The 22,013-nt window shown below is 73.7% G+C and carries 12 protein-coding genes; 8 read left to right on the plus strand and 4 right to left on the minus strand.

Annotated elements, in window-relative coordinates:
* Positions 1-145: 145 nt before the first annotated feature.
* Both AYX06_RS16195 and AYX06_RS16200 read right to left on the minus strand, forming a co-directional pair.
* Positions 146-1,654, minus strand: coding sequence for an ArnT family glycosyltransferase (locus tag AYX06_RS16195; protein WP_062736649.1), 1,509 nt, complete (start codon positions 1,652-1,654; stop codon positions 146-148).
* 758 nt (positions 1,655-2,412) lie between these two features.
* On the minus strand, positions 2,413-3,855 hold the full coding sequence (locus AYX06_RS16200) for an amino acid permease (RefSeq protein ID WP_062737132.1): 1,443 nt from the start codon (positions 3,853-3,855) through the stop codon (positions 2,413-2,415).
* 214 nt (positions 3,856-4,069) lie between these two features.
* Between AYX06_RS16200 and AYX06_RS16205 the strand changes: the two genes are divergently transcribed.
* The 6 genes from AYX06_RS16205 to AYX06_RS16230 all read left to right on the plus strand — a co-directional run bounded on the left by AYX06_RS16205 (position 4,070) and on the right by AYX06_RS16230 (position 16,180).
* On the plus strand, positions 4,070-5,032 hold the full coding sequence (locus AYX06_RS16205; protein WP_186815608.1) for a hypothetical protein: 963 nt from the start codon (positions 4,070-4,072) through the stop codon (positions 5,030-5,032).
* A 362-nt stretch (positions 5,033-5,394) separates the two neighbouring features.
* Positions 5,395-9,462, plus strand: coding sequence for a Pls/PosA family non-ribosomal peptide synthetase (locus AYX06_RS16210; protein ID WP_232319335.1), 4,068 nt, complete (start codon positions 5,395-5,397; stop codon positions 9,460-9,462).
* Positions 9,459-10,700, plus strand: coding sequence for a heparan-alpha-glucosaminide N-acetyltransferase domain-containing protein (locus tag AYX06_RS16215; RefSeq protein WP_062736651.1), 1,242 nt, complete (start codon positions 9,459-9,461; stop codon positions 10,698-10,700). Before AYX06_RS16210 ends, AYX06_RS16215 begins: the two co-directional genes overlap by 4 nt.
* Positions 10,701-10,968: 268 nt before the next feature.
* Positions 10,969-12,384: an MFS transporter gene (locus AYX06_RS16220; RefSeq protein ID WP_084271684.1), complete on the plus strand. Its 1,416-nt coding sequence runs from the start codon at positions 10,969-10,971 to the stop codon at positions 12,382-12,384.
* A 35-nt stretch (positions 12,385-12,419) separates the two neighbouring features.
* Entirely contained in the window at positions 12,420-14,573 is a 2,154-nt protein-coding gene (locus AYX06_RS16225) for a molybdopterin oxidoreductase family protein (protein ID WP_062736652.1), read from the plus strand.
* Positions 14,570-16,180: an FAD-dependent oxidoreductase gene (locus AYX06_RS16230; RefSeq protein WP_232319336.1), complete on the plus strand. Its 1,611-nt coding sequence runs from the start codon at positions 14,570-14,572 to the stop codon at positions 16,178-16,180. Before AYX06_RS16225 ends, AYX06_RS16230 begins: the two co-directional genes overlap by 4 nt.
* A gap of 238 nt (positions 16,181-16,418) precedes the next feature.
* On the opposite strand, the gene AYX06_RS16235 is transcribed toward AYX06_RS16230, so the two are convergent.
* Positions 16,419-17,534: a uroporphyrinogen-III synthase gene (locus AYX06_RS16235; RefSeq protein ID WP_062736653.1), complete on the minus strand. Its 1,116-nt coding sequence runs from the start codon at positions 17,532-17,534 to the stop codon at positions 16,419-16,421.
* An 89-nt stretch (positions 17,535-17,623) separates the two neighbouring features.
* Positions 17,624-20,251 (minus strand): nitrite reductase large subunit NirB, encoded by a 2,628-nt coding sequence (gene nirB / locus AYX06_RS16240; protein ID WP_062736654.1) that lies wholly within the window; start codon positions 20,249-20,251, stop codon positions 17,624-17,626.
* Between the two features lie 226 nt (positions 20,252-20,477).
* Between nirB and nirD the strand changes: the two genes are divergently transcribed.
* Both nirD and AYX06_RS16250 read left to right on the plus strand, forming a co-directional pair.
* Positions 20,478-20,867 (plus strand): nitrite reductase small subunit NirD, encoded by a 390-nt coding sequence (gene nirD / locus AYX06_RS16245; RefSeq protein ID WP_062736655.1) that lies wholly within the window; start codon positions 20,478-20,480, stop codon positions 20,865-20,867.
* A 48-nt stretch (positions 20,868-20,915) separates the two neighbouring features.
* The gene (locus AYX06_RS16250; protein ID WP_062736656.1) at positions 20,916-21,953 is read left to right on the plus strand and encodes a hypothetical protein; all 1,038 of its coding nucleotides are present in this window, start codon (positions 20,916-20,918) and stop codon (positions 21,951-21,953) included.
* Positions 21,954-22,013: the final 60 nt, after the last annotated feature.

The following is a 22,013-nucleotide window of genomic DNA, read 5'->3' on the forward strand; positions in this document are numbered from 1 at the left end:
GGGGCGGGGGTCGCTCTTGAGCGGTGTGGTCCATGAGGTCCCGCCCGGGCTCGTCGACGTGGTGGTCTCCCGCTACCGCTCGGTGGTGGACCCGCCTCCTGCGGGCGAGGCCTGCAGGAGGCAGGTCCACGGTCGGCTCGCTCCGTCAGCGGTCCAGCTGGAAGATGTACCAGTCCTCGTCGAGCCAGCCCTCCACCGGGAAGGGGTCGGCGATGAGTTCGTAGTGGGGGCTGTCTAGCGCAGCCTCCCGCATCGCTTCCATCTGCGCGCCGATCCGGGAATTGCCGGAGCTGTCCGCCGACACGATGATCATCTCGTAGGTGCGCTCGTTCACGGCTTTCTCCACGGCCTCGAGATCTGCCGCCGCCAGGTCGTAGTGGCCCGACCACTGGACCTGAGGGTGATCCGGTTTGGTGTAGTAGCCCAGCGTCAACGACTGCGTGGAGAAGTACTGGCCGGGACGCAGATCCTGGGCCTCGACTTCTGCCAGCACGCGCTCCATGTTCGGCCACTCGTACATGGCGTGGGAGCGGGTCACGCCGGAGACCATCAGCGCGCCCATGAGCATCACCAGGAGGATCACCTGCTCCGTGGGCTTCGCAAGGGCCGCCAGCGCCCGGCCTGCCAAGGGCGCCAGGAACAGGGCCGAGTACGCCATGTGCTTCTCGAAGGACACGGCTTCTCCCAGATACATCTGGCTCAGCACCAGCCCGGAACCACCGGCGAAAAGACCCAGGAGGAAGAGGGTCGACCGGAGGGACTGGGTCACGAAGACGCCACCGAGCAGCGCCAGCACGACCAGCAGGCCGATGTCCTTCACCACGTAGTCGAGCAGCAACGAGAGCGGGGCAGCATCGAGCGCCTCACGGCCGGTCGTGGTGAAGAAGATGCCCTCGTGCACTCTCTCGCCCCACAGGACGTACAGGACGATGAGCGTGGTCACTGTCACCAGGGCTGCGATCCCCATCCGCAGGAGTGCCTTCGTCCCGGTCTGCCGGCGCGCGGCCAGCAGCGCCACGCCCAGCACGACCGGGATGAACGCCGCGCCGGTGTACTTCACCACCGCTGCCCCGGCGAGCGCGAGCCCGGCCAGCAGGGACGAGGTGACCGACGTCCGGGTCAGTCCGAGCCAGAGGGCGACAGCCAGGAGCATCAGGCAGAGTGCGTCGAAGGTCGCCAGGGTGCTGACCAGCACCACGGGACCCGTGACCGCGAAGGCGAAGCCCGCCAGGTCGCCGGTTGTCCGGTCGAACAGCTGCGCAGTGATTGCCCGGACACAGAGCATCGTGACGACGATGCAGGCCAGGCTGAACGCCCGCACCAGCTCCAGTCCGCCGACCTCGTCCAGCAGTCCAGCCAGGACCGGATAGGCTGCCGGCGCGCCCGAGAAGTAGGACCCCAGTTCCACCACGTAGGCACCGGTCCTCCAGTGCTCGAGCAGGTCCCGGCCGGCCTGCACGTAAAGTGCCTCGTCCTCGAACGCCGTGTTGCTGAGGCGCAAGGACAGCAGCACCTGGAGCAGGACCAGGAAGGGCAGCGCCAGCCGCTCGGTCCATCGGCTCGCCGTTGTCCGCACGTGGTCGGGAAACAGCGGGGCGTTCGAGCGCCCCGGTGTGGGCGGTTCAGCTGGCCGTGCGATCTGTGACGTGCTCACGATGTGGTCTCCTCCAACAGGTCTTCTGGCCGGCCGTAGGTCACCGGTTGCTTCTTCGGGTGGCAGAGGGGACGCCCCTCTGTCCGTCGGGTGGCGGGAAGAGACGGCCCTGCAGGGTCGTTTTGTACGTCATCTCGGTCCTCAGGGCTCCCACGGTCGTGTGCGGTTTGCGGTTCACGGAGTGACGGGCTCCTGCGGGAAAAGGGACAGTGCTTCCGACCGCGGGGGGCGACAGCTCCCACGGGCCACGCGAAGTGCCAAGTCTTGAGTCGCTCGTACAGTCCCCGGAAGATCCGCTTGTCCGGCGAACGTCCAGGCTGATGTCCGTGCAGAACCCCGTGCCTGCATGCTGGCAGGGCCGTCACCGGCCTCACCAGTGACCGTGGTCACCGCACCCAGGAACTCAACATGAAGAGCGATGTTCTTCGCGCCTGCAACTCCGCGACGTCGCCGCGCCGGTGCGTGCAGGACAGTGCACATCCACCCGCCTCGTGGGTACAAAGGGGGACGCCACGATCCTGTGGCGTCCCCCCAACTGCTCACGAGGTCACGGCGAGTTCGCGCATCCATGACGCCGTGTTGCGCCTGCACCGGCGCCGCCGCCGGCCTGCAGGGTGCCCCTGGCGCAACCCTGCAGGCGCCGGTGTGCCTGACGCCCGGGCGATGTGCCGAGTCCCCCGTGGGCTCACATCTCCCCCGATCCGATCTGGGGGAAGTGCGAGCCCACGGGGGACTCGGCGGAGGGCGCGGCGCTGCGGTCAGTCGCGCACGCGGGTGAGGTCCGCCTCCTCGTAGCGCACCATCTTGGAGCCGGTGACCAGCTTGTGGCCGAACCACAGGGCCAGGAACAGCGGCAGGCCGATGTAGGCGGTGAGGGCGCCCAGCAGGTCCACCTCACCGAGGAAGGCCTGGTAGTTCTGACCCAGGATCACCACGGCGCACAGCACGAGCGCGACCACGGGCCCCAGCGGGAAGAACCGCGCCCGGTAGGGCAGGTCCGCGAGGTCGTGGCCCTGGGTGGTGTACGCCCTGCGGAACCGGTAGTGGCTCCAGGCGATGCCCATCCACACGATGAACCCGGCCAGGCCCGAGGCGCTGACCAGCCAGACGTAGGCGTCCCCGTCACCGATGAAGGTGGTCAGGAAGGACGCCCCGCCCACCAGGGTGGTGACGAGCAGCGCGTTCATGGGCACGCCGCGGCGGTTGACCTTGGCCAGGAAGCGCGGGGCCTTGCCGCCGTCGGCCAGGGCCCAGAGCATGCGGGTGGAGGCGTAGAGCCCGGAGTTGCCGGCGGAGAGGATGGCGGTGAGGATCACTGCGTTCATCACCGAGGCCGCCGCCAGCACGCCGGCGTTCTCGAACACCAGGGTGAACGGGGAGATGGAGATGTCCTCGACGTCGCTGGTGAGCAGGTTGGGGCTGGTGTGCGGGATGAGGAAGCCGATCACGGTGATCGCGCCCACGTAGAAGAGCAGGATGCGCACGAACACGGTGCGGATGGCCTTGGGCACGTTCTTCTCGGGGTCCTCCGCCTCACCGGCGGCCACACCGACCAGCTCGGTGCCCTGGAAGGAGAAGCCGGCCACCATGAAGATCGCCAGGATCCCCAGTCCGCCGCCCACGAAGGGCGCCTCGCCGGTGGTCCAGTTCTCGAAGCCCGGGGACTCCCCGCCCAGGATGCCCACGATCATCAGGATGCCCAGCACCAGGAAGATCACCACGGTGACGACCTTCACGAGGGAGAACCAGAACTCGCTCTCGCCGTAGGCGCGGGTGCTCAGGGCGTTGAGCAGGAACAGGATCAGCAGGAACGCCCCGGACCAGATCCAGGACGGGACGTCCGGCAGCCAGTAGCGCATGATCAGCGCGGCGGCCACGAGCTCGGCGGCCACGGTGATCGCCCAGTTGTACCAGTAGTTCCAGCCGATGGCGAAGCCGAAGGAGGGGCTGACGAAGCGGGTGGAGTACTCCTCGAACGCCCCGGAGACCGGCAGGTACGTGGCCATCTCGCCCAGGCTCTGCATCAGCAGGAAGACCATGAAGCCGATCACGACGTAGGCCAGCAGCGCCCCGCCCGGCCCGGCCGTGGCGATGGTGTTGCCGGAGGCCACGAACAGGCCGGTGCCGATGGCCCCGCCCAGCGCGATCATGGTCAGGTGGCGCGGTTTGAGGCTGCGGCGCAGCTTCTCCTGGGACTGCAGCTGCGCCTGGGTCGCAGGCGCGTGCTGCTCGGCCCGAGGGCGTGCGGTGGTGGTCACGCGGAATCTTCTCCTCTGGTGCGGTGGACGGATCACGGCAGGAGGAGGTTCCGTGGCGCCGTCCCCCCGAACGGTCCTGGCCGATTATGGGGGCAGGCGTTGCAGAGGGGAAATCGGCGCGGGGCCGCACCGCGGGGCGCCCCCGTACGATGGACGGGTGGAATCGCAGACCGGGCCGGGGCAGCAGAGGGCACACCACCGGTCCCGCTGGGCGGCCGTTGTGGCCCTTCTCACCGGTTCCGCCCTCCTCCTGCTCGCCGCGACGCTCGGCGCCCGCTGGGCGTGGGATCCCGCGCCGACGGCCGAGGACGAGATCTCCTGCGCCCCCTACGGGCTGGAGGGCGTGCGCGTCGCGCCCCGCGGCGAGCGGGGACCGCTGAGCGACGGGCCGGTGCTCTCCGGAGGCGTGCGGCTGCAGGAGGGACCGGCCGACCGGATGAACGCGACCTTCGAGCACGAGGGGGTGACCAGCAGCTACCACGTCTTCGCCGACGGCGTGGACTGGAGCCGGCCGGTCGGGGTGGTCTTCCGCCTCCACGGCGACGGCGCCTACGAGTTCCACAACCCCCAGCACAAGGTCTCCTGCCTCGCGGAGGTGGCGCGCAGCCACAACGCGGTGCTCGTGGCGCCCCGCACCCCGGACCGGCAGGGCGAGCCCACGTGGTGGGAGGACCTCGACGGCAACGCGGAGTGGTTCCTGGCCCTGGCCGAGCAGGAGATCTTCCCGGCCTACGACATCGACCGCTCCCGCACCTGGCTGCACGGCTACTCCGGCGGGGCGGAGTTCATCAGCTACGAGCTGCTCGCCGACCGCGCGGACTTCCTGCAGGGAGGCGGTGCGCTGCTGACCGGCGGCGGGGGAGCCCCGTCCACCGGCTCCTCCCGGCCCACGGAGGACCAGCTCGAGAACCTGCTGCTGCACTGGGACGTGGGCCTCGACGACGACGGCTCCGACCCGAAGGCCCCGTTCGACGCGCTCGCGGCGGCGGCTGCCGGCCACGCCCGCTACGAGGACGCCGGATACCGCCGGACCAGCGTGCGCTACCGGGAGGGCGTCGACCACTTCGAGCTGCCCGAGGCGCGGGTGCTCGGCGAGGTCCTCGCCGCGGCCGGGGAGTGAGCGGCAGGCCCGGCCGGGCGCGTGATCCATCTCTCCCCGATTCCGGTGTGGCCTGCAACGACGCGGCCGAGGGCGGGTGCGGCCGGCCGCGCACCGGGCGCGGCGCCGGCGTGAGCTTGCATTAGCATATGAGCGCCCGTACGGTGCGGTAGAGAAGAAATATGTCGGCGGGGACCGACTCAGGGGGAAGGCCGGTGCGGGGGCATCGAGCCGAGACAACGACTCTTTCGCGGTGCGCCGACCCGGTGCCCCGCTCCCGGAGCGCCTTCCACGCCGATTCCACCGGCCCTGTGGGTTCTTGCGTCCCGCCGACACAGCCGCTGCCAGATCCGCAGCGGCGTGAACGTCGATGGGGGACATCAATGACAGTGCGCTCGACCATGCGCAGCGGCTCCACCCGCACGGGGGGCGGCCGGCACGTGCTGGAGGACCGGAACCCGGACCACGGCCCGCAGGAGGACACCGAGCTGCTCGACCCGGCCCTGCACACGCAGTCGCTGCCGCAGGTCCCGGGCCGCGCCGTCTTCCCGGTCGCGTCCGCCCCGGCGCCCCGCACCCTGGTGGACGTCGTCATGGACACCGTCTCCCGGCACCCCGACGCCACGGCGGTCGACGACGGGACCACGGTGCTCAGCTACGCCGAGTTCCTCGAGCGCGTCGAGGCCCAGGCCCAGCGCCTGTGGGACCTCGACATCGGGCGCGGGGACCGGGTGGGCATCCGCGTGCCCTCCGGGTCCGTGGACCTCTACGTCGCGATCCTCGGCACGATCTTCGCCGGGGCCGCCTACGTGCCGGTGGACTTCGACGACCCGGACGAGCGAGCGGCCACGGTGTGGGAGGAGGCCTCGGTGTGCGCCGTCTACGGCGCCGGCCTGTCCCTGGAGGCCCGCACGGGCGTCCGCCCCGGGGCGGACTGCCGCGAGCCCGGCACCGGCGACGACGCCTGGATCATCTTCACCTCCGGCTCCACCGGCAAGCCCAAGGGCGTGGCGATCAACCACCGCTCGGCCGCCGCCCTCGTGGACGCCGAGGCCGAGCTGTACCTGCCCCGGCGCCCGCTGGGCCCGGGCGACCGGGTCATGGCGGGGCTCTCGGTGGCCTTCGACGCCTCCTGCGAGGAGATGTGGCTGGCCTGGCGCTCCGGCGCCGCCCTGGTCCCGGCCCCGCGCGCGGTCGTGCGCTCGGGCACCGACCTGGGCCCCTGGCTGGTCGAGCGGGGGATCACCGCCGTCTCCACGGTGCCCACCCTGGCGTCCATGTGGCCGGCCGAGGCGCTGAGCCGCATCCGCCTGCTGATCTTCGGCGGCGAGGCCTGCCCCAACGAGCTGGCCGCCCGCCTGGTCCACCCCGGCCGCGAGGTCTGGAACACCTACGGGCCCACCGAGGCCACGGTCATCGCCACCGGGGCCGTGCTCACCGGAGAGCCGCCCGTGCGCATCGGCCTGCCGCTGCCCGGGTGGGAGCTCGCCGTCGTCGACCCCGCCGGCAACCCCGTGCGCTGGGGCGAGGAGGGCGAGCTGATCATCGGCGGCGTGGGACTGGGCCGCTACCTGGACCCCGCCAAGGACGCCGAGAAGTTCGCGCCGATGGACACCCTGGGCTGGGCGCGGGCCTACCGCTCCGGTGACGTGGTGCGCGCCGACCCCGAGGGCATCGTCTTCGTGGGCCGCGCCGACGACCAGGTCAAGATCTCCGGCCGCCGCGTGGAGATGGGCGAGATCGACGAGCAGATGAGCCGCCTGCCCGGCGTGCAGGCCGGCGCCGCGGCGGTGCACACCACCCCCGCCGGCAACCAGATCCTCGTCGGCTACCTGGTGGCCGATGCCCCGGGCTCGGTGAACCTCCCGGAGGCCCGCAGCCTGCTCGCCGACCGCCTCCCGGGCCAGATGGTGCCCGCGCTGGCGCTGATGGACGAGCTGCCGCTGAAGACCTCCGGCAAGGTGGACCGCAAGGCCCTGCCCTGGCCGCTGCCGGCCGCCGGCGCGGACGCCGCGGACGCCCAGGTCGACGCCGAGCTCGAGTGGCTCGCCGCCCTGTGGGCCGATCAGCTGGGCCCGCTGCCCATCGACGAGGACAGCGACTTCTTCGCCCTCGGCGGCACGTCCGTGGCCGTGGCCAAGCTCGTCTCCGAGATCCGCCGCAGCTACCCGGACGCGGAGATCGCCGAGATCTACCGCCACCCCACCCTCGCCGGCATGCACGAGTACCTCGCCGGGCTCGCCCCGGTCGACGCCGCCGCCCAGGACGCCGCGCGCACCCGGCTGGTGGCCGACACCCCGCGCTGGAACGGGCTCGTGCAGGTCCCCTTCCTCGCGGGCCTCTACGCCGTCTCGGGGCTGCGCTACGTGCTGGGCTCCGCGATCGTGGTGTGGCTGCTGTTCAACCTGCTCGGCGCCACCTGGGTGCCGAACCCGCCGCTGCTGCCGCTCGTGGTCGGCTGGCTGCTGCTCTTCGCCCTGCCCGGCCGCCTGGTGCTCACCGCCCTGTTCATCCGGCTGCTGACCTTCCGCCTGCGCCCCGGCGCCCACGCCCGCGGCTCCTGGACCCACCTGCGGGTCTGGATGGCCGAGCGCGTGCTGATCTTCAACAAGTTCGAGCCCCTCATGGGCACCCCCGTGATGGTGCTGTTCTTCCGCCTGCTCGGCAACCGGGTGGGCCGCGGCGCCCACCTCGACACCCTGCCGCCGGTCAGCGGGCTCGCCTCGATCGGTGCCGGCGCGGCCGTGGAGCACGAGGTCGACCTCGCCGGCTACTGGCTCGAGGGCGACGTCCTCCACCTCGACGGGGTCACCGTGGGCGCGCACGCCCGGATCGGCACCCGCACGCTGCTCAGCCCCGGCGCGGTGGTCGAGGACGGCGCGGAGGTCGACCCCGGCTCCCACGTCACCGGCACCGTCCCCGCCGGGCGGCTGCAGGGCGGCTCCCCGCTCGAGGACCTCGGCCCCGCCGGCGGGACCTGGCCCGAGCCGGCCCCCGGGCACGCCCACGGGATCCGCAGCGGGCTGCTCTACGCCCTGGGCCTCGGCACCGTCGGGTTCCTGCCCGTGCTGGCCGTGGTCCCCGGCGCCCTGATCGTGTTCTCCCAGGTGCAGGGCCTCGAGCTCTACGAGCGCGTCTTCCCCGTCCTGGCCCTGTGGGTGCCGGTCTTCGCCGTGCTCACGGCCCTCGTCTACCTCGCGCTGCTCGTGGCCGTGGTGCGCCTGCTCGCCGGGCTGATCACGCCCGGTCACCACCGCGCCGACGGCACCGTGGCCTGGGCCGTGTGGCTGACCGGGGTGCTGCTGCAGAAGAGCCTCGTGTCGACCTACCCGGTCTACGCCTCGATCGCCACCCCGTTCTTCCTGCGGCTGCTGGGCGCCCGCGTGGGCAACCAGGTGGAGATCTCCACCGTGGAGACCCTGCCGCACCTGACCACGTTCGAGTCCGGCTCCTTCATGGCCGACCACTCCCTGGTCAGCTCCGCGCGCACCGGCTTCGGCTGGGTGCACGTGGGTCGCTCCACCGTGGGGGAGCGCTCCTTCGTGGGCAACTCCGGGATCGTGGGCCCCGGGCGCGACGTCCCGGCGGACTCCCTGATCGCCGTGCTGTCCTCCGCCCCGGAGCACGCCGAGGCCGGCACCTCCTGGCTCGGCCGGACGCCCGCGCCGATCAGCCGGGTCAGCGACGCCGCGGACGAGGACGTCACCTACCGGCCGCGCCGGCGCCTGCTGGTGGCCCGCGCGCTCGTGGAGTCCCTGCGGGCCGTGCCGTTCATGGTCACCGCGTGGATCGACCTGGCCATCGTCTACGTCCTCACCACCGTGTACATGCGCGCCGGGGGCGGGCTCGACGGCATCGTCGCGGCCCTGCTGTGGGCCACGCCCGTGGTGCTGGCCGCCGGCGTGCTGGCCGCGCTGGTGCCCGTGATGGTCAAGTGGGCGCTCATGGGCCGCTTCCGCGAGGGCGAGCGCCCGCTGTTCAGCTCCTTCGTGTGGCGCAACGAGCTCGCCGACACCTTCGCCGAGTCGCTGGCGGTGCCCGGGCTGATCCGCCTGGCCGTGGGCTCCCCGGTGTTCAACGTCTGGGCGCGGCTGATGGGCGCGCGGATCGAGCGCGGCGTGTGGTGCGAGACCTGGTGGCTGCCGGAGTTCGACCTGGTCCACCTGGGCCGCGGCGTGTCCGTGAACCGCGGCACCGTGCTCCAGACGCACCTGTTCCACGACCGCATCATGCGGCTGCAGCCGGTGTCCATGGAGGCCGGGTCCACCCTGGGCCCGAACAGCTTCATCCTCCCCGGCAGCACCGTGGAGGCCGGGGCGACCGTGGGCCCCGGCTCCCTGGTGATGGCCCAGGAGACCGTGCCCGCCGGCAGCACCTGGGGCGGGAACCCGATCCGGCCGCTGCATGTGACGGCCGGGGAGCTCGTGGGCAGCGGGGAGTCGGCCCGATGAGCGCCGTCGACCCCACCGCCACCCGGGGCGGGGGCACCGCGGTGCTCAACGTCCCCGGCCCCGCCGGGCGGCGCACCAAGCGCCGGCTGATCGGCGTGGACGCCGCCCGCGGCTTCGCGCTGCTGGGCATGGTCGCCGTGCACACCCTGCCGGTGTGGGACGAGGAGGCCGGGCGGGCCTCGCTGAGCTGGTCCCTGTTCGCCGGGCACTCGGCGGCGCTGTTCGCCACCCTGGCCGGCGTGAGCCTGGCCTTCCTCTCCGGCGGCCGCACCCCGCACACGCGCCGGCGGCTGGCCGGGGACCGGGCCGGGCTCGTGGGCCGCGCCGCGGTGATCGCCCTCGTCGGCTTCCTCGTGGGCTTCGTGGCCCCGCCGGTGAACAACATCCTCATCTACTACGGGATGTTCTTCCTGCTGGCGATCCCGTTCCTGGGCCTGCGGATCCGCCACCTGCTGGCGGCCTCGGTGCTGTTCGCCGTGCTCTCCCCGTTCCTCATGCAGTGGTCCCTGGACGTCCTGCCCGCCCACGTCTACGGCAACCCCACGCTGTGGAACCTGGTCGCCGAGCCGGTCACCGTCCTCTCCCAGCTGCTGCTCACCGGGACCTACCCGGCCCTGCCCTACATGAGCTACCTGCTCGCGGGCCTGGCCCTGGGCCGGATGAACCTCACCAGCCGGCGGGTGCAGCAGTGGCTGGTGGGCGTGGGCGCGGCGACCGCCCTGCTGGCCTGGACGGTGTCCACGGCCGCGCTGCTGGTCTTCGGGGTCTACGAGCGGATCTGGTCCGCCACCCCGTGGATGTCCGAGGAGCAGATCGACTCGATCCTGGTCTTCGGCCCCGAGCCGTCCCTGCCGACCACCACCCTGTGGTGGCTGACCGTCCCGGCCCCGCACAGCAACACCCCCGCGGCGCTGTTCGTCAGCCTGGGCATGGCGGTCTTCGCCCTCGGCGCCTTCCTGCTGCTGGCCCGGCTGATCGGCAAGGCCCTCACGCCGCTGGCGGCCGCCGGGTCCATGACCTTCACGCTGTACACGCTGCACCTGCTGTTCCTGGCCACGGGGGTCTACGACCTCGCGCCCGGGTTCTGGTTCTGGATGCAGCTGGTGGTCTTCGGGCTGCTGGCCGTGGCCTGGCAGCGGGCGGTGGGCCAGGGCCCGCTCGAGAAGCTCGTGGCCCGCGTCTCCAAGGGCATCACCCGCCGGGTGGTGGCCCGCCCCCCGACAGACCGAGCCCGCTGAAAGTCTGCCCCCCAGGCCCAGCCCGTCTGATCACCGAGTCCCCCGTGGGCTCGCAATTCCCCCGGATCGATCGGGGGGACTTGCGAGCCCATGGGGGACTCGGCGCTTGGTGGGGCCGACTTGGGGGCTCCGCGCGCCCCAGGCTCACAGGGGGGTGGGCGCGCCGTGAGCAGATGTGCACCGGGGCGTTACCCCGGCCGTCGGGGGGCGAAACACGGGATTCCTACGGTGGGGGCATCGCACGCCCCCGCACTGCCAGGAGGTCCCCGTGAGTTCAGAGCTGCACATCGACCCGTCCCCGACGACGGCACGGTCGTCCGCGCCGGTCCCGCCGCCGCCGGCGCTGCGCGAGCGGCCCGGCCGCTGGCTGGACGGCTACCGCCCCGAGGACCCCGCCTTCTGGGAGAGCGCCGGCCGCCCGATCGCCCGCACCAACCTCACGTGGTCGATCCTCGCGGAGTTCCTCGGCTTCGCCGTCTGGCAGCTGTGGGCGATCACGGTCGTGTTCCTGCCGGGCGCGGGCTTCCCCTTCAGCGACTCGCAGATCTTCTGGCTGATCTCCATCCCCTCGCTGGTGGGGGCCACGCTGCGGATCCCGTACACCTTCATGGTCGGCCGCTTCGGCGGCCGGAACTGGACCGTGGTCTCGGCGCTGCTGCTGCTCGTGCCCACCGTGGGCCTGGCGCTGGCGGTCGGCGACCCCGGCACGCCCTTCGGGGTCATGCTGCTGCTGGCGGCCACGGCCGGCTTCGGCGGCGGCAACTTCGCGTCCTCGATGGCCAACATCACCTTCTTCTACCCGGTGCGGGAGAAGGGCTGGGCGCTGGGGCTCAACGCGGCCGGCGGCAACCTCGGCACGGCCGTGGCGCAGCTGGTCGTCCCGATCGCCGTCTCGCTCGTCGCCCTCGGGGCGACCGGGCTCTCGGTCGCGGGGTGGCTGTGGGTGCCGTTCATCCTCTTCGCCGCGTGGGGCGCCCGGACGTACATGCACAACCTCTCCCACGCCAAGGGCGACCTGGTCGGGTCCCTGGCCACGGTGCGGGAGCCGCACTTCTGGGTGATGTCCTTCCTCTACGTGGGCACCTTCGGGTCCTTCATCGGCTTCTCCAGCGTGTTCCCCAAGCTCATCGCGGACACCTTCCCCGGCTTCTCCTCCTTCACCGTGGGCGCGGCGGCGCTGTCCCTGGCGTTCCTCGGGCCGCTGGTGGGCTCCGTGTCCCGCCCCTACGGCGGGAGGCTCGCGGACCGCTTCGGCGGCGCCCCGGTGACAGTGGCCGTGTTCGCGGTCATGGCGCTGCTCGCCCTGGCCGTGGTGCTGACCCTGCCGCTGGCCGACTTCTGGCTCTTCCTGGGCCTGTTCCTGCTGCTGTTCACCGCGGCCGGCATGGGCAACGGCTCCACCTACCGGATGATCCCCTCCATCTACCGGGTGCTGGGGCTGCGGCAGCAGCAGGACGTCGCGGTCTCCACCGAGCGCAAGGCCTCGGCCGCCCTGGGGCTGATCGGGGCGGTCGGCGCGTACGGCGGGTTCCTCATCCCGCAGGCGCTGAACCTCTCGAACACCACCACCGGGGCCTACAGCGCCGCGTTCCACGGCTTCGTCGTCTTCTACGTGGTGGCCCTGGCGGTGACCTGGGCCTGCTACCTGCGCCCGGGCACGGAGATGGGCGACAGCCACATCTGAGCCGGCACCCCGCCCTCCCGGAAGGAGCCACCCCCATGAGCACCACGGCCACCCACTGCCCCTACTGCGCGCTGCAGTGCGCCATGACCCTCGACACCGGCTCGGCCGCCGCCGCCGCGCAGGGCTTCCCCGAGGTGCGTCCCCGGCAGTTCCCGGTCAACGGGGGCGGGATGTGCCGGAAGGGCTGGACCTCGGCGGAGCTGCTGGCCCACCCCTCACGGCTCACCGCGCCGCTGCTGCGCGGACCGGACGGGGTGTTCCAGGAGGTCTCCTGGGACACGGCGCTGGACCGGATGGCCGAGGAGTTCCGCACCGCCCAGCAGCGGTACGGCCGGGACGGGGTCGGGATCTTCGGCGGCGGCGGGCTGACCAACGAGAAGGCCTACCAGCTGGGGAAGTTCGCCCGGGTGGCCCTGCGGACCTCCCGGATCGACTACAACGGCCGGTTCTGCATGTCCTCCGCCGCCGCGGCGGCCAACCGCTCCCTGGGGGCGGACCGCGGCCTGCCGTTCCCGGTGACCGACCTCGACGACGCCCACACCGTGCTGCTGCTCGGCAGCAACCCCGCCGAGACCATGCCGCCGTTCGTCCAGCACCTGGAGCGCGCCCGGGAGCACGGCGGCCTGATCGTGGTGGACCCCCGCCGCTCCGCCACGGCCCGGATGACCGACGACGACGGCGGGATCCACCTGCAGCCCACCCCCGGCGCCGACCTGGTGCTGCTGCTGGGCCTGGCCCACGTGGTGCTGCACGAGGGCCTGGCCGACCTGGACTACCTCGAGCGGCGCACCACCGGCGTCGAGGCCTTCCGCGCGAGCGTCGCCGCGTGGTGGCCCGAACGGGTCGAGCAGGTCACCGGCGTCCCGGCCGAGCAGCTGCGCCGCGCCGCCCGCCGGCTGGCCCGCGAGCGGCGCGGCACCTACGTGCTCACCGGGCGCGGGGTGGAGCAGCACGTGGACGGCACGGACACCGCCACCGCGGCGATCAACCTGGCCCTGCTGCTCGGGCTGCCGGGTGCTCCCGGCTCCGGCTGGGGCACGCTCACCGGCCAGGGCAACGGCCAGGGCGGGCGCGAGCACGGCCAGAAGGCCGACCAGCTGCCCGGCTACCGCTCGATCACGGACCCCGCCGCCCGGGCGCACGTGGCGGGGGTGTGGGGCGTCGACCCGGCGGAGCTGCCCGGCGCGGGGATCCCCGCGGTCCAGCTGCTGACCACTTTGGGCACCGAGGGCGGCGTGCGCTGCCTGTGGGTCAACGGCTCCAACGTGGTGATCGGGGCCCCGGACACCGCCGCCGTGACCCGGGGGCTGCAGGCCCTGGACTTCCTGGTGGTCTGCGACCTCTTCCTCTCCGAGACCGCCGAGTACGCCGACCTCGTCCTGCCGGTGCCGCAGTGGGCCGAGGAGGACGGCACCATGACCAACCTCGAGGGCCGGGTGCTGCGCCGCCGCCGGGCGGTGGACCCGCCGCCCGGGGCCCGGGACGAGCTGTGGATCATGGCCGAGCTCGCCCGGCGGCTGGAGGCGCCGGGCCGCTTCAGCCCCGACCCGCAGGAGGTCTTCGCGGAGCTGGCCCGGGCCTCGGCCGGCGGCACGGCCGACTACTCCGGGATCAACTGGGCCGCCCTGGACGCCGGCGAGGCCTGCTACTGGCCCTGTCCCGCCGGCAGCGCCACAGGCACGCCCCGGGCCTTCCTCGACCGCTTCGGCCACCCGGACGGCCGGGCCCGGCTCGTCCCGGTCCGGGCCCGCGCCGCCGGCCGGGCGGTCGACCCGAGCCCGCGGGCACACCGCCGGGAACCGCTGCACGGGCCCAGCACGCTGACCCTGACCACCGGGCGGTACCTGGAGCACTACCAGTCCGGCAACCAGACCCGCCGCGTGGCCTCCCTGCACGGGGCCCGCCCCGAGTCCCGGCTGCAGATCCACCCCGCCACCGCGGCCGCCCTCGGCATCCGCGACGGCGCGGCGGTCGAGCTGACCAGCGCCCGCGGCCGCGCCGTGGCCCTGGCCCGGCTGAGCACCGACATCCGCCCCGACACCGTGTTCCTGCCCTTCCACTACGCCGGGGACCGGACCGCCAACCGGCTCGTGGCCTCGGACGCCGTGGACCCGGTCTCGTCCATGCCCGAGTTCAAGGCCGGCGCGGTCACCGTCCGGGCGGTCGACCCCGAGGAGAGGACCCGATGAGCGCGCACCGTCCCACCCGCTCCACCCGTTCCACCGGCACCCCGATGCGCCCCGGCGAGCACGTGGTCGTGATCGGCTTCGGCCCGGTGGCCGCCCGGTTCGTCGACGACGTCGCCGACCTCGCCGCCGCGGGCACCATCCGCCTGACCGTGATCGGCGGGGAGGCCGAGCCCGCCTACAACCGGGTGCTCGTGGGCGAGCACGCCATGGGCCGGGCCGAGCTCGCCACCATGGGCCTGGCCGACCCGGAGCTCCTGGCGCGGAGCGGGATCGACGTCCTGCTCGGCACGGAGGTGACCCGCATCGACCGCGCCCGCCGGCTGCTGCACGTCGCCGACCGGGCCACCGGCGGCTCCGGGCGGCTGGGCTACGACCGCCTCGTCCTGGCCACCGGCGCCCGCCCCAACCTGCCGGTGCTGCGCGGGCTCAACCCCGATCCGCAGGCCTACGAGCACCTGCCCGCCGGGGTCACCGCGCTGCGGGACCTGCGCGACGCCCGGACCGTGCGCGCCGTCGTCGAGCGCCGCGGCCGCGTGGTGGTGCTGGGCGGGGGAGTGCTCGGACTCGAGGCCGCGCTCGCGGCGAGCGAGGTCGGCTGCCCGGTGACGGTCGTCCACCACGCCCCGTGGGTGATGACCCGCTCCCTGGACGCCGCCGGCGGGGCGCTGCTGGGGAGGGCACTCGCCGAGGCCGGGGTGGAGGTGGTCTCCGGGGCCCAGGCGCGCGAGGTGCTGCTGGACGAGGACCGGCGCTTCCGCGGCCTGCTCCTGCAGGACGGCCGGGAGGTGCCCGGCGAGCTGCTGCTGCTCTCGGTCGGGGTCACACCCCGCACCGAGCTCGCCGAGGGCGCCGGGCTGCGCACCGCCCGCGGCATCGTGGTCGACCACGAGCTGGAGGCCGACGTCGAGCAGCGCGTCTTCGCCATCGGGGACTGCGCCGAGGTGCTCTGCCCGGACCCGTCCTGCCAGGTCTGCCCCGGCCGGGCCGGCCGGGGTCCCTCCGGGCTCGTGGGCCCCGGGTGGCGGCAGGCGGAGTGGCTGGCCGCCCGCGTGCGCGCCGAGCTGGAAGCCGTGGCCGAGGGCGGCACCACCGTGCTCGCGCCGCTGACCGAGGGCCCCGCCGGGGCGGTGCGGCTCAAGGCGCACCAGGTGGAGCTCGCCTGCGCCGGAGCGGTCGGCGGACCGCCGTGGGAGCCGCGGACCGACGGCGGGTCCGTGGTGCAGTGGGCCGACGGGTCGGCCGGGACCTACGCCCAGCTCGTGCTGAGCCCGGACCGGACCCTCGCCGGCTACGTCGTGCTCGGCCTGCCCCGGGCCGCGGCGGAGATCGGCCTGCTCCACGACCGCGGTGAGGCCGTGCCGGAGGACCCCAGCGTCCTGCTGCGCCTGGACGGACCCGACGCCGGGGCCGGCGAGCGGCCCGCGACCCCCGAGACGACCGTCTGCCACTGCGCGGGCGTGAGCAGGGGCCGCATCACCGACGCCGTGGCCGAGGGCGCCGCCACCGTCGAGGAGGTCGGCCGCGCCACCCGGGCCGCCACGGGCTGCGGGGGCTGCAAGGCCGCGGTCGCCCGGATCATCGACGCCCACACCCCCGCCCCGGCCTGACCCCACCGCGGCCCCCCGGCGGCCCGGGCCCCACCCACTCCGCCGAGCCCCCAACCCCTCTGTCGAGTCCCCCGTCCCGTGCCGGCCCCGGGAACGTCGAGTCCCCCTTCGTCCCGGTGAGTCCCCTCTGCGCTCGCAATCCCCCTTGATCGATCGGGGGAAACTGGCAGCACATGGGGGATTCGGCGGCGCTGGGGGGAGGGGGGGGCGGTGCGGGTGTGGGGAGCGGCGGGGCGGGTCAGGGGGAGAGCCGGTAGCCGCGCTTGATCACCGTCTCCACCACCGGGGCGGGCAGGGCCTTGCGCAGCCGCGAGATCACCATCTCCAGGGCGTGCTCGGTGTCCAGGCCCGGCACCGCGGAGAGCAGCCGCGCCCGGGACACCACCGCGCCGGGGCTCGCCGCCAGCGCCCGCAGCACCGCCACCTGCGCGTCGGAGAGCGGGACGAACACGCCGTCCAGCGCGGTGCCGGTGCTCATCAGCCGCAGGGTCCCGTACCGGGTGGGCAGCACCACGGTGCGCTCCTCCACGGCGTGGGTGCACACGGCCCGGACCAGGGCGCCCAGCCGGAACCGCTCGGGCACCAGCGGCTCCACCCCGGCCTCCAGCAGGGGCCCGGCGCACACCGGGCCGACCGCGGCGGCCGTGACGTCGGTGCGCAGGGCGTCCACGAGCTCGTCGTAGTGCCCGGTCTCCTGCGCGGTGCTGAACAGCGAGTCCACCGCCGGGGCGGCCGTGAAGGTCAGGACGTCGAGGCGGCGTTCGCACACGTCCCGGATGAGGGAGGGCAGGCGCTCGCCGTCGTCGGCGGAGAGCCAGCGGTAGGGGGCCACGGTGTCCACGTGCGCGCCGGCGGCCACGAGCCGCTCGAGCTGCAGCTCGTCGGTCAGCCCGTGCAGCTGCACGGCCACGCGGGTCCCGGCCACGCCGTCGGCCAGCAGCCGGTCCACCACGGAGGAGGTCCGCTCGTCGGCGGAGACCTCGGGGTCGTCGAGCTCCAGGGAGAGCACCTGGCCGCGGGCCTTCGCGCCGCGGGTGAGCACGCGGGCGGCCCGAAACGCGTCGCGCAGCTCCTCGCCCAGGCCGGCGGCGTCGGCGGCCTCGAACCACCGGCGGAGCCCGTAGGCCGTGGTCACCACGAAGACCTCCGGGCGGTGGGCCAGCAGCGTGCGCGTGTCCTCGACCACCCGGGTGTCCTCGGCCACGGGGGAGATCATCAGGGCGGGTGCGTGCACCACCTGCGCGCCGCGGCGCTCCAGGGCCGAGATGAAGTCCGTGGCCCGGCGGTGGGCGGTCACGCCCACGCGGAACCCGGTCAGCTCGCCGAGCGCGGGGGCGGAGGGGGCAGCGGTCATGGCCCGAGGATATGGCCGCCCTGTGACCGCCGTGTTTCCGCGTGTTTCCACCGGCGCACCTCCGTCCGGCCGTCTCCGGCCCGCCGCGCTCACACCCCGGCCGGGGTCCCGCCCGCGGCGCCCTCGCGCACCGGGATGCGCGGACCGGTCAGCAGCACCGGCCCGGCGCCGGCCTCGGCGGCCGCGCGCTCGGCGTCGGTCGCGGGGCGGCGCTGGCCGCGCTCGAGCACGTAGTCCTGGGAGTCGTCCGGGGCGGCGTCGTTGACGAAGGAGCGGAAGCGGCGCAGCCGCTCGGGGTCCTTCAGCGTCGCGGCCCACTCGTCCTCGTAGCGGTCCACGTGCCGGGCCATCGCGGCCTCGAGCTCCTCGCCGATGCCCAGGGAGTCCTCGACGACGACGGCGCGCGCGTGGTCGATCCCGCCGTCGAGCTCCTCCTGCCACCGGGCCGTGCGCTGCATCCGGTCCGCGGTGCGGATGTAGTACATGAGGTACCGGTCGATGTATCGGACCAGGGTCTCGTCGTCCAGACCCTGGGCCAGCAGCTGGGCGTGGGCGGGGTTCGCGCCGCCGTTGCCGCCGGTGTAGAGGTTCCAGCCGTCGGTCGTGGAGATGATGCCCACGTCCTTGCCGCGGGCCTCGGCGCACTCGCGGGCGCAGCCCGAGACGCCCATCTTGAACTTGTGGGGCGAGCGCAGCCCCCGGTAGCGCAGCTCCAGCCGCACGGCCATGCCCACGGAGTCCTGCACCCCGTAGCGGCACCACGTGGAGCCCACGCAGGACTTCACGTTGCGCAGCGCCTTGCCGTAGGCCTGCCCGGACTCGAAGCCGGCGTCCACGAGCTCCCGCCAGATCTCCGGCAGCTGCTCGAGCCGGGCCCCGAACATGTCCACGCGCAGGGCCCCGGTGATCTTGGTGTAGAGCCCGTACTTCCGGGCCACCTCGCCGAGCACGATGAGCTTCTCCGGGGTGATCTCCCCGGCCGGCACGCGCGGGACCACGGAGTACGTGCCGTCCTTCTGCATGTTGGCCAGCGCCCGGTCGTTGGTGTCCTGCAGGGCGCCCCGGCCGGAGTCGAGCACGTACTCGTCCCGCTGGGAGGCGAGCACGGAGGCGACCACGGGCTTGCAGATGTCGCAGCCCAGGCCCGTGCCGAAGCGGGCCACCACCTCGTCCCAGGAGGACAGGTCCAGGGCGCGCACGGCCTCGAAGAGCTCGGCGCGGGAGAGCTCGAAGTGCTCGCACAGCGCCCTGGAGACCTCCACGCCGGCCTTCGCCAGCTCGAGGTCCAGGGTCTTCTTGAGCATCGGGACGCAGGACCCGCACTGTGTGCCGGCCCGGGAGCACTTCTTGAGCTCGCCGATCTCGTGCACGCCGCAGGAGATCTGCTCCCGCACGGCCCCGGTCGTGACGTTGTTGCAGGAGCAGATCACGGCGTCGTCGGGCAGGTCCCCGGCCGGGGCGTCCACGCCGGAGGCGGAGAGGTAGGCGCCGGGCTCACCGGGCAGCTCCCGGCCCAGCAGCGGGCGAAGGGCGTTGTACGGCTCGGCGTCCCCCACGAACACCCCGCCCAGCAGGGTCCGCGCGTCCTGGGTGACCACGACCTTCTGGTACATCCCGCGGGCGGGATCCGCGTAGACGACCTCGAGGCAGTCCTCGGTCTCGCCGTAGGCGTCGCCGAAGGACGCCACGTCCACGCCGGAGAGCTTGAGCTTGGTCGCGGTGTCGAAGCCGTCGAACGTGGAGCGCCCGCCGGCCAGCCGGTCGGCGACGATCTCCGCCATGGTGTTCGCGGGGGCCACGAGCCCCAGGCACTCCCCGTTCCAGGAGGCGACCTCGCCGATCGCCCACACGTGCTCCGCGGAGGTGCGGCAGGCCTCGTCGATGACCACGCCGCCGCGCGGGGCCGTCGCGACGCCCGCGTTGAAGGCCAGCCGGTCCCGCGCCCGGATGCCGGTGGCCACGATGACCAGGTCCGCCTCGAGGTCGGCGGAGTCCCGGAACTCGACGGCGCACACCTCGCCGTCGGACTTGCGCAGCCCCACGCCGGAGGGGCGCTCGCCCAGGTGCAGGCGCACGCCGCGCGCGGTGATGAGGGCGTTGAGGGAGCGGCCGGCGCCCTCGTCGAGCTGCGCGTTCATCAGCCACTTGCGGGAGTGCACCACCGTGGCCTCCGCACCGAGCTCCTGGAGCCCGCCCGCGGCCTCGAGGCCCAGCAGACCGCCGCCGATGACCACGCCGCGCGGGGTGCGCCCGTAGCGGGCGCGCAGCCGCTCGACCTCGGCGCGGATGGCCGCGACGTCGTCGAGGGTGCGGTAGACGAAGGCGTGGTGGGCGCCGGGGACGTCCAGGCGCGCGGCGTCGGAGCCGGTGGCGAGGACGAGCTCGTCGTAGCCGGTCACGGTCCCGTCCGCCGCGGCGACCGTGCGGGCCGCAGGGTCGATCTCCCGGGCCTTCACGCCCTGGCGCAGGTCCACCCGCGGGTCCTGCCACACCGTGCCCCCGCCCAGGGTGAGGTCGACCGCGCCCGCGGGGCCCGTCAGCGCCTTGGACAGCTGGACGCGGTCGTAGGGGACCCACGGCTCGTCGGCGAACACGGTGAGGCGCACGTGGTGGTCCTCCGCGGACAGCACCGCCTCCGCGAAGCGGTGGGCGGCGGGGCCGCCGCCGACCACGACGACGTGCTGGGGGGACTGCGGGGAGAAGGGGGAGCGCGGCACGGGGACCTCCGGGAGCTGGCGGGCGGCTGGGGCGTTGCTCCGACTCTAGGGAGACGGGATTGCCCCGCCGTTGCCCGGCCGTTCCGGTCGTCTTTCGCTTCCCTCACCGGGACCCCGGCTCCGTGTGAGCGGGCTTTGACCGGGGCGAAACGGCCCCGGAGCGCGCCCGTCATCCGCCCCGCCTAACGTCGAGCACGACGTTCCGCCGAGCCGCAGGAGGCCCCTCATGACGACCCCGACCGCGACCGCGACCACGACCGCGGTGGACGCGGCGAGCCGTGCCGCCGGCACCGAGTGGCACGACGTGTGCGCCCTGACGGACCTCGAGCCCCTGTGGGGCGAGGCCGCCCGGGTGGCGGGCCGCCAGGTGGCGCTGTACCGGGTGGACGCCACCACCGTGCTCGCGGCCGACCACCGCGATCCCCGCACCGGGGCCTGCGTCATGGCGCGCGGCATCCTCGGCTCCCGCGGCTCGGCCGTCACGGTCGCCTCGCCGCTGCACAAGGAGGTCTACGACCTCGCGACCGGGCGGTGCCTCAGCGGGGACGGTCCCGCCCTGCCGGTGCACCCGGCCGAGGTGCGCGACGGGCGGGTGCTCGTCGGGCTGCCCCGCTGACGGCACGTCGCCGGGGTTCTCCCAGGTACTCCTTCGTAAGATGACCGGGTGACACGACAACACCCTCGGAGCGGTCCCCGGTGGACCTGGTCCTGGCTGCCGCATGGGCACCGCCACCGCGGCGCGACGTCCCGGGGCGCCCGGCGGCGGCTGCGCCTGCTCGGGGCCGGCGCCCTGGCGCTGGTGCTCCTGCTCGTCACGACCGTGGCGCTCCTGGTCGGCCGGGACGAGGTGACCCCGGAGGCCGAGGCCCCCGAGACGGTCTCGTGCGCCCGCTACGGCCTCGACGGCGTCCGGGTCACGGCCCGCGGTCCCGGCGGGCCCACGGACGGGGCCGTGCTGGACGCACGCGTGTTCGGCCCGGGGGAGGAGCGGGAGGACCGCTTCCAGCTCGAGCACGAGCACGACGGGATCACCAGCTCCTACCACGTCTTCGCCGAGGACCTGGACTGGGACCGGCCGGTGGGCGTCGTGTACCACTTCCACGGGGACGGCGCCTTCGAGTACGAGAGCCCCGAGTACACCGCCTCCTGCCTGGCGGAGGTCGCGCGGGAGCACAACATGCTGCTGGTGGTCCCGCGGACCCCCGATCGTGCGGGGGAGATCACCTGGTGGGAGGAGCGGGACCTCAACGCGCAGTGGTTCCTCTCGCTCGTCGAGGAGCGGCTCGAGCCCGAGTACGACATCGACCGCTCCCGCACCTGGCTGACCGGGTACTCCGGCGGGGCCCAGTTCATCAGCCAGGAGCTGCTGGCGGACCACGTGGACCTCGTCCCGGGCGGCGGCGCGATCATGATGGGCGGCGGACAGGCCCCGGACCGGCCCTCCGCGGAGCCCACCTCCGAGCAGCTGCAGGAGCTGCGCCTGCGCTGGGACGTGGGCACGGAGGACGACGGGACCGGCCCGCAGGCAGACTTCGACGCCCTGTCCGCGGCGTGGGACGGGCACCACTGGTACGAGGAACAGGGCTTCGAGCGTGCCCGCATCCGGTACCGGGACGGCGTGGACCACTTCGGGCTGCCGTACGCCCGCATCCTCCAGCGCGCGCTGAACGCCGCCGAGGAGGACTCCCAGGAGCAGTCCTGACGTGCCCTTCGCCCCGGATCCTGAGTTCTTCCCCGGCCGGAGGCCCGCTCCGCGTTTGCT

It is taken from the genome of Kocuria turfanensis, from assembly GCF_001580365.1.
Lineage (GTDB): Bacteria > Actinomycetota > Actinomycetes > Actinomycetales > Micrococcaceae > Kocuria > Kocuria turfanensis.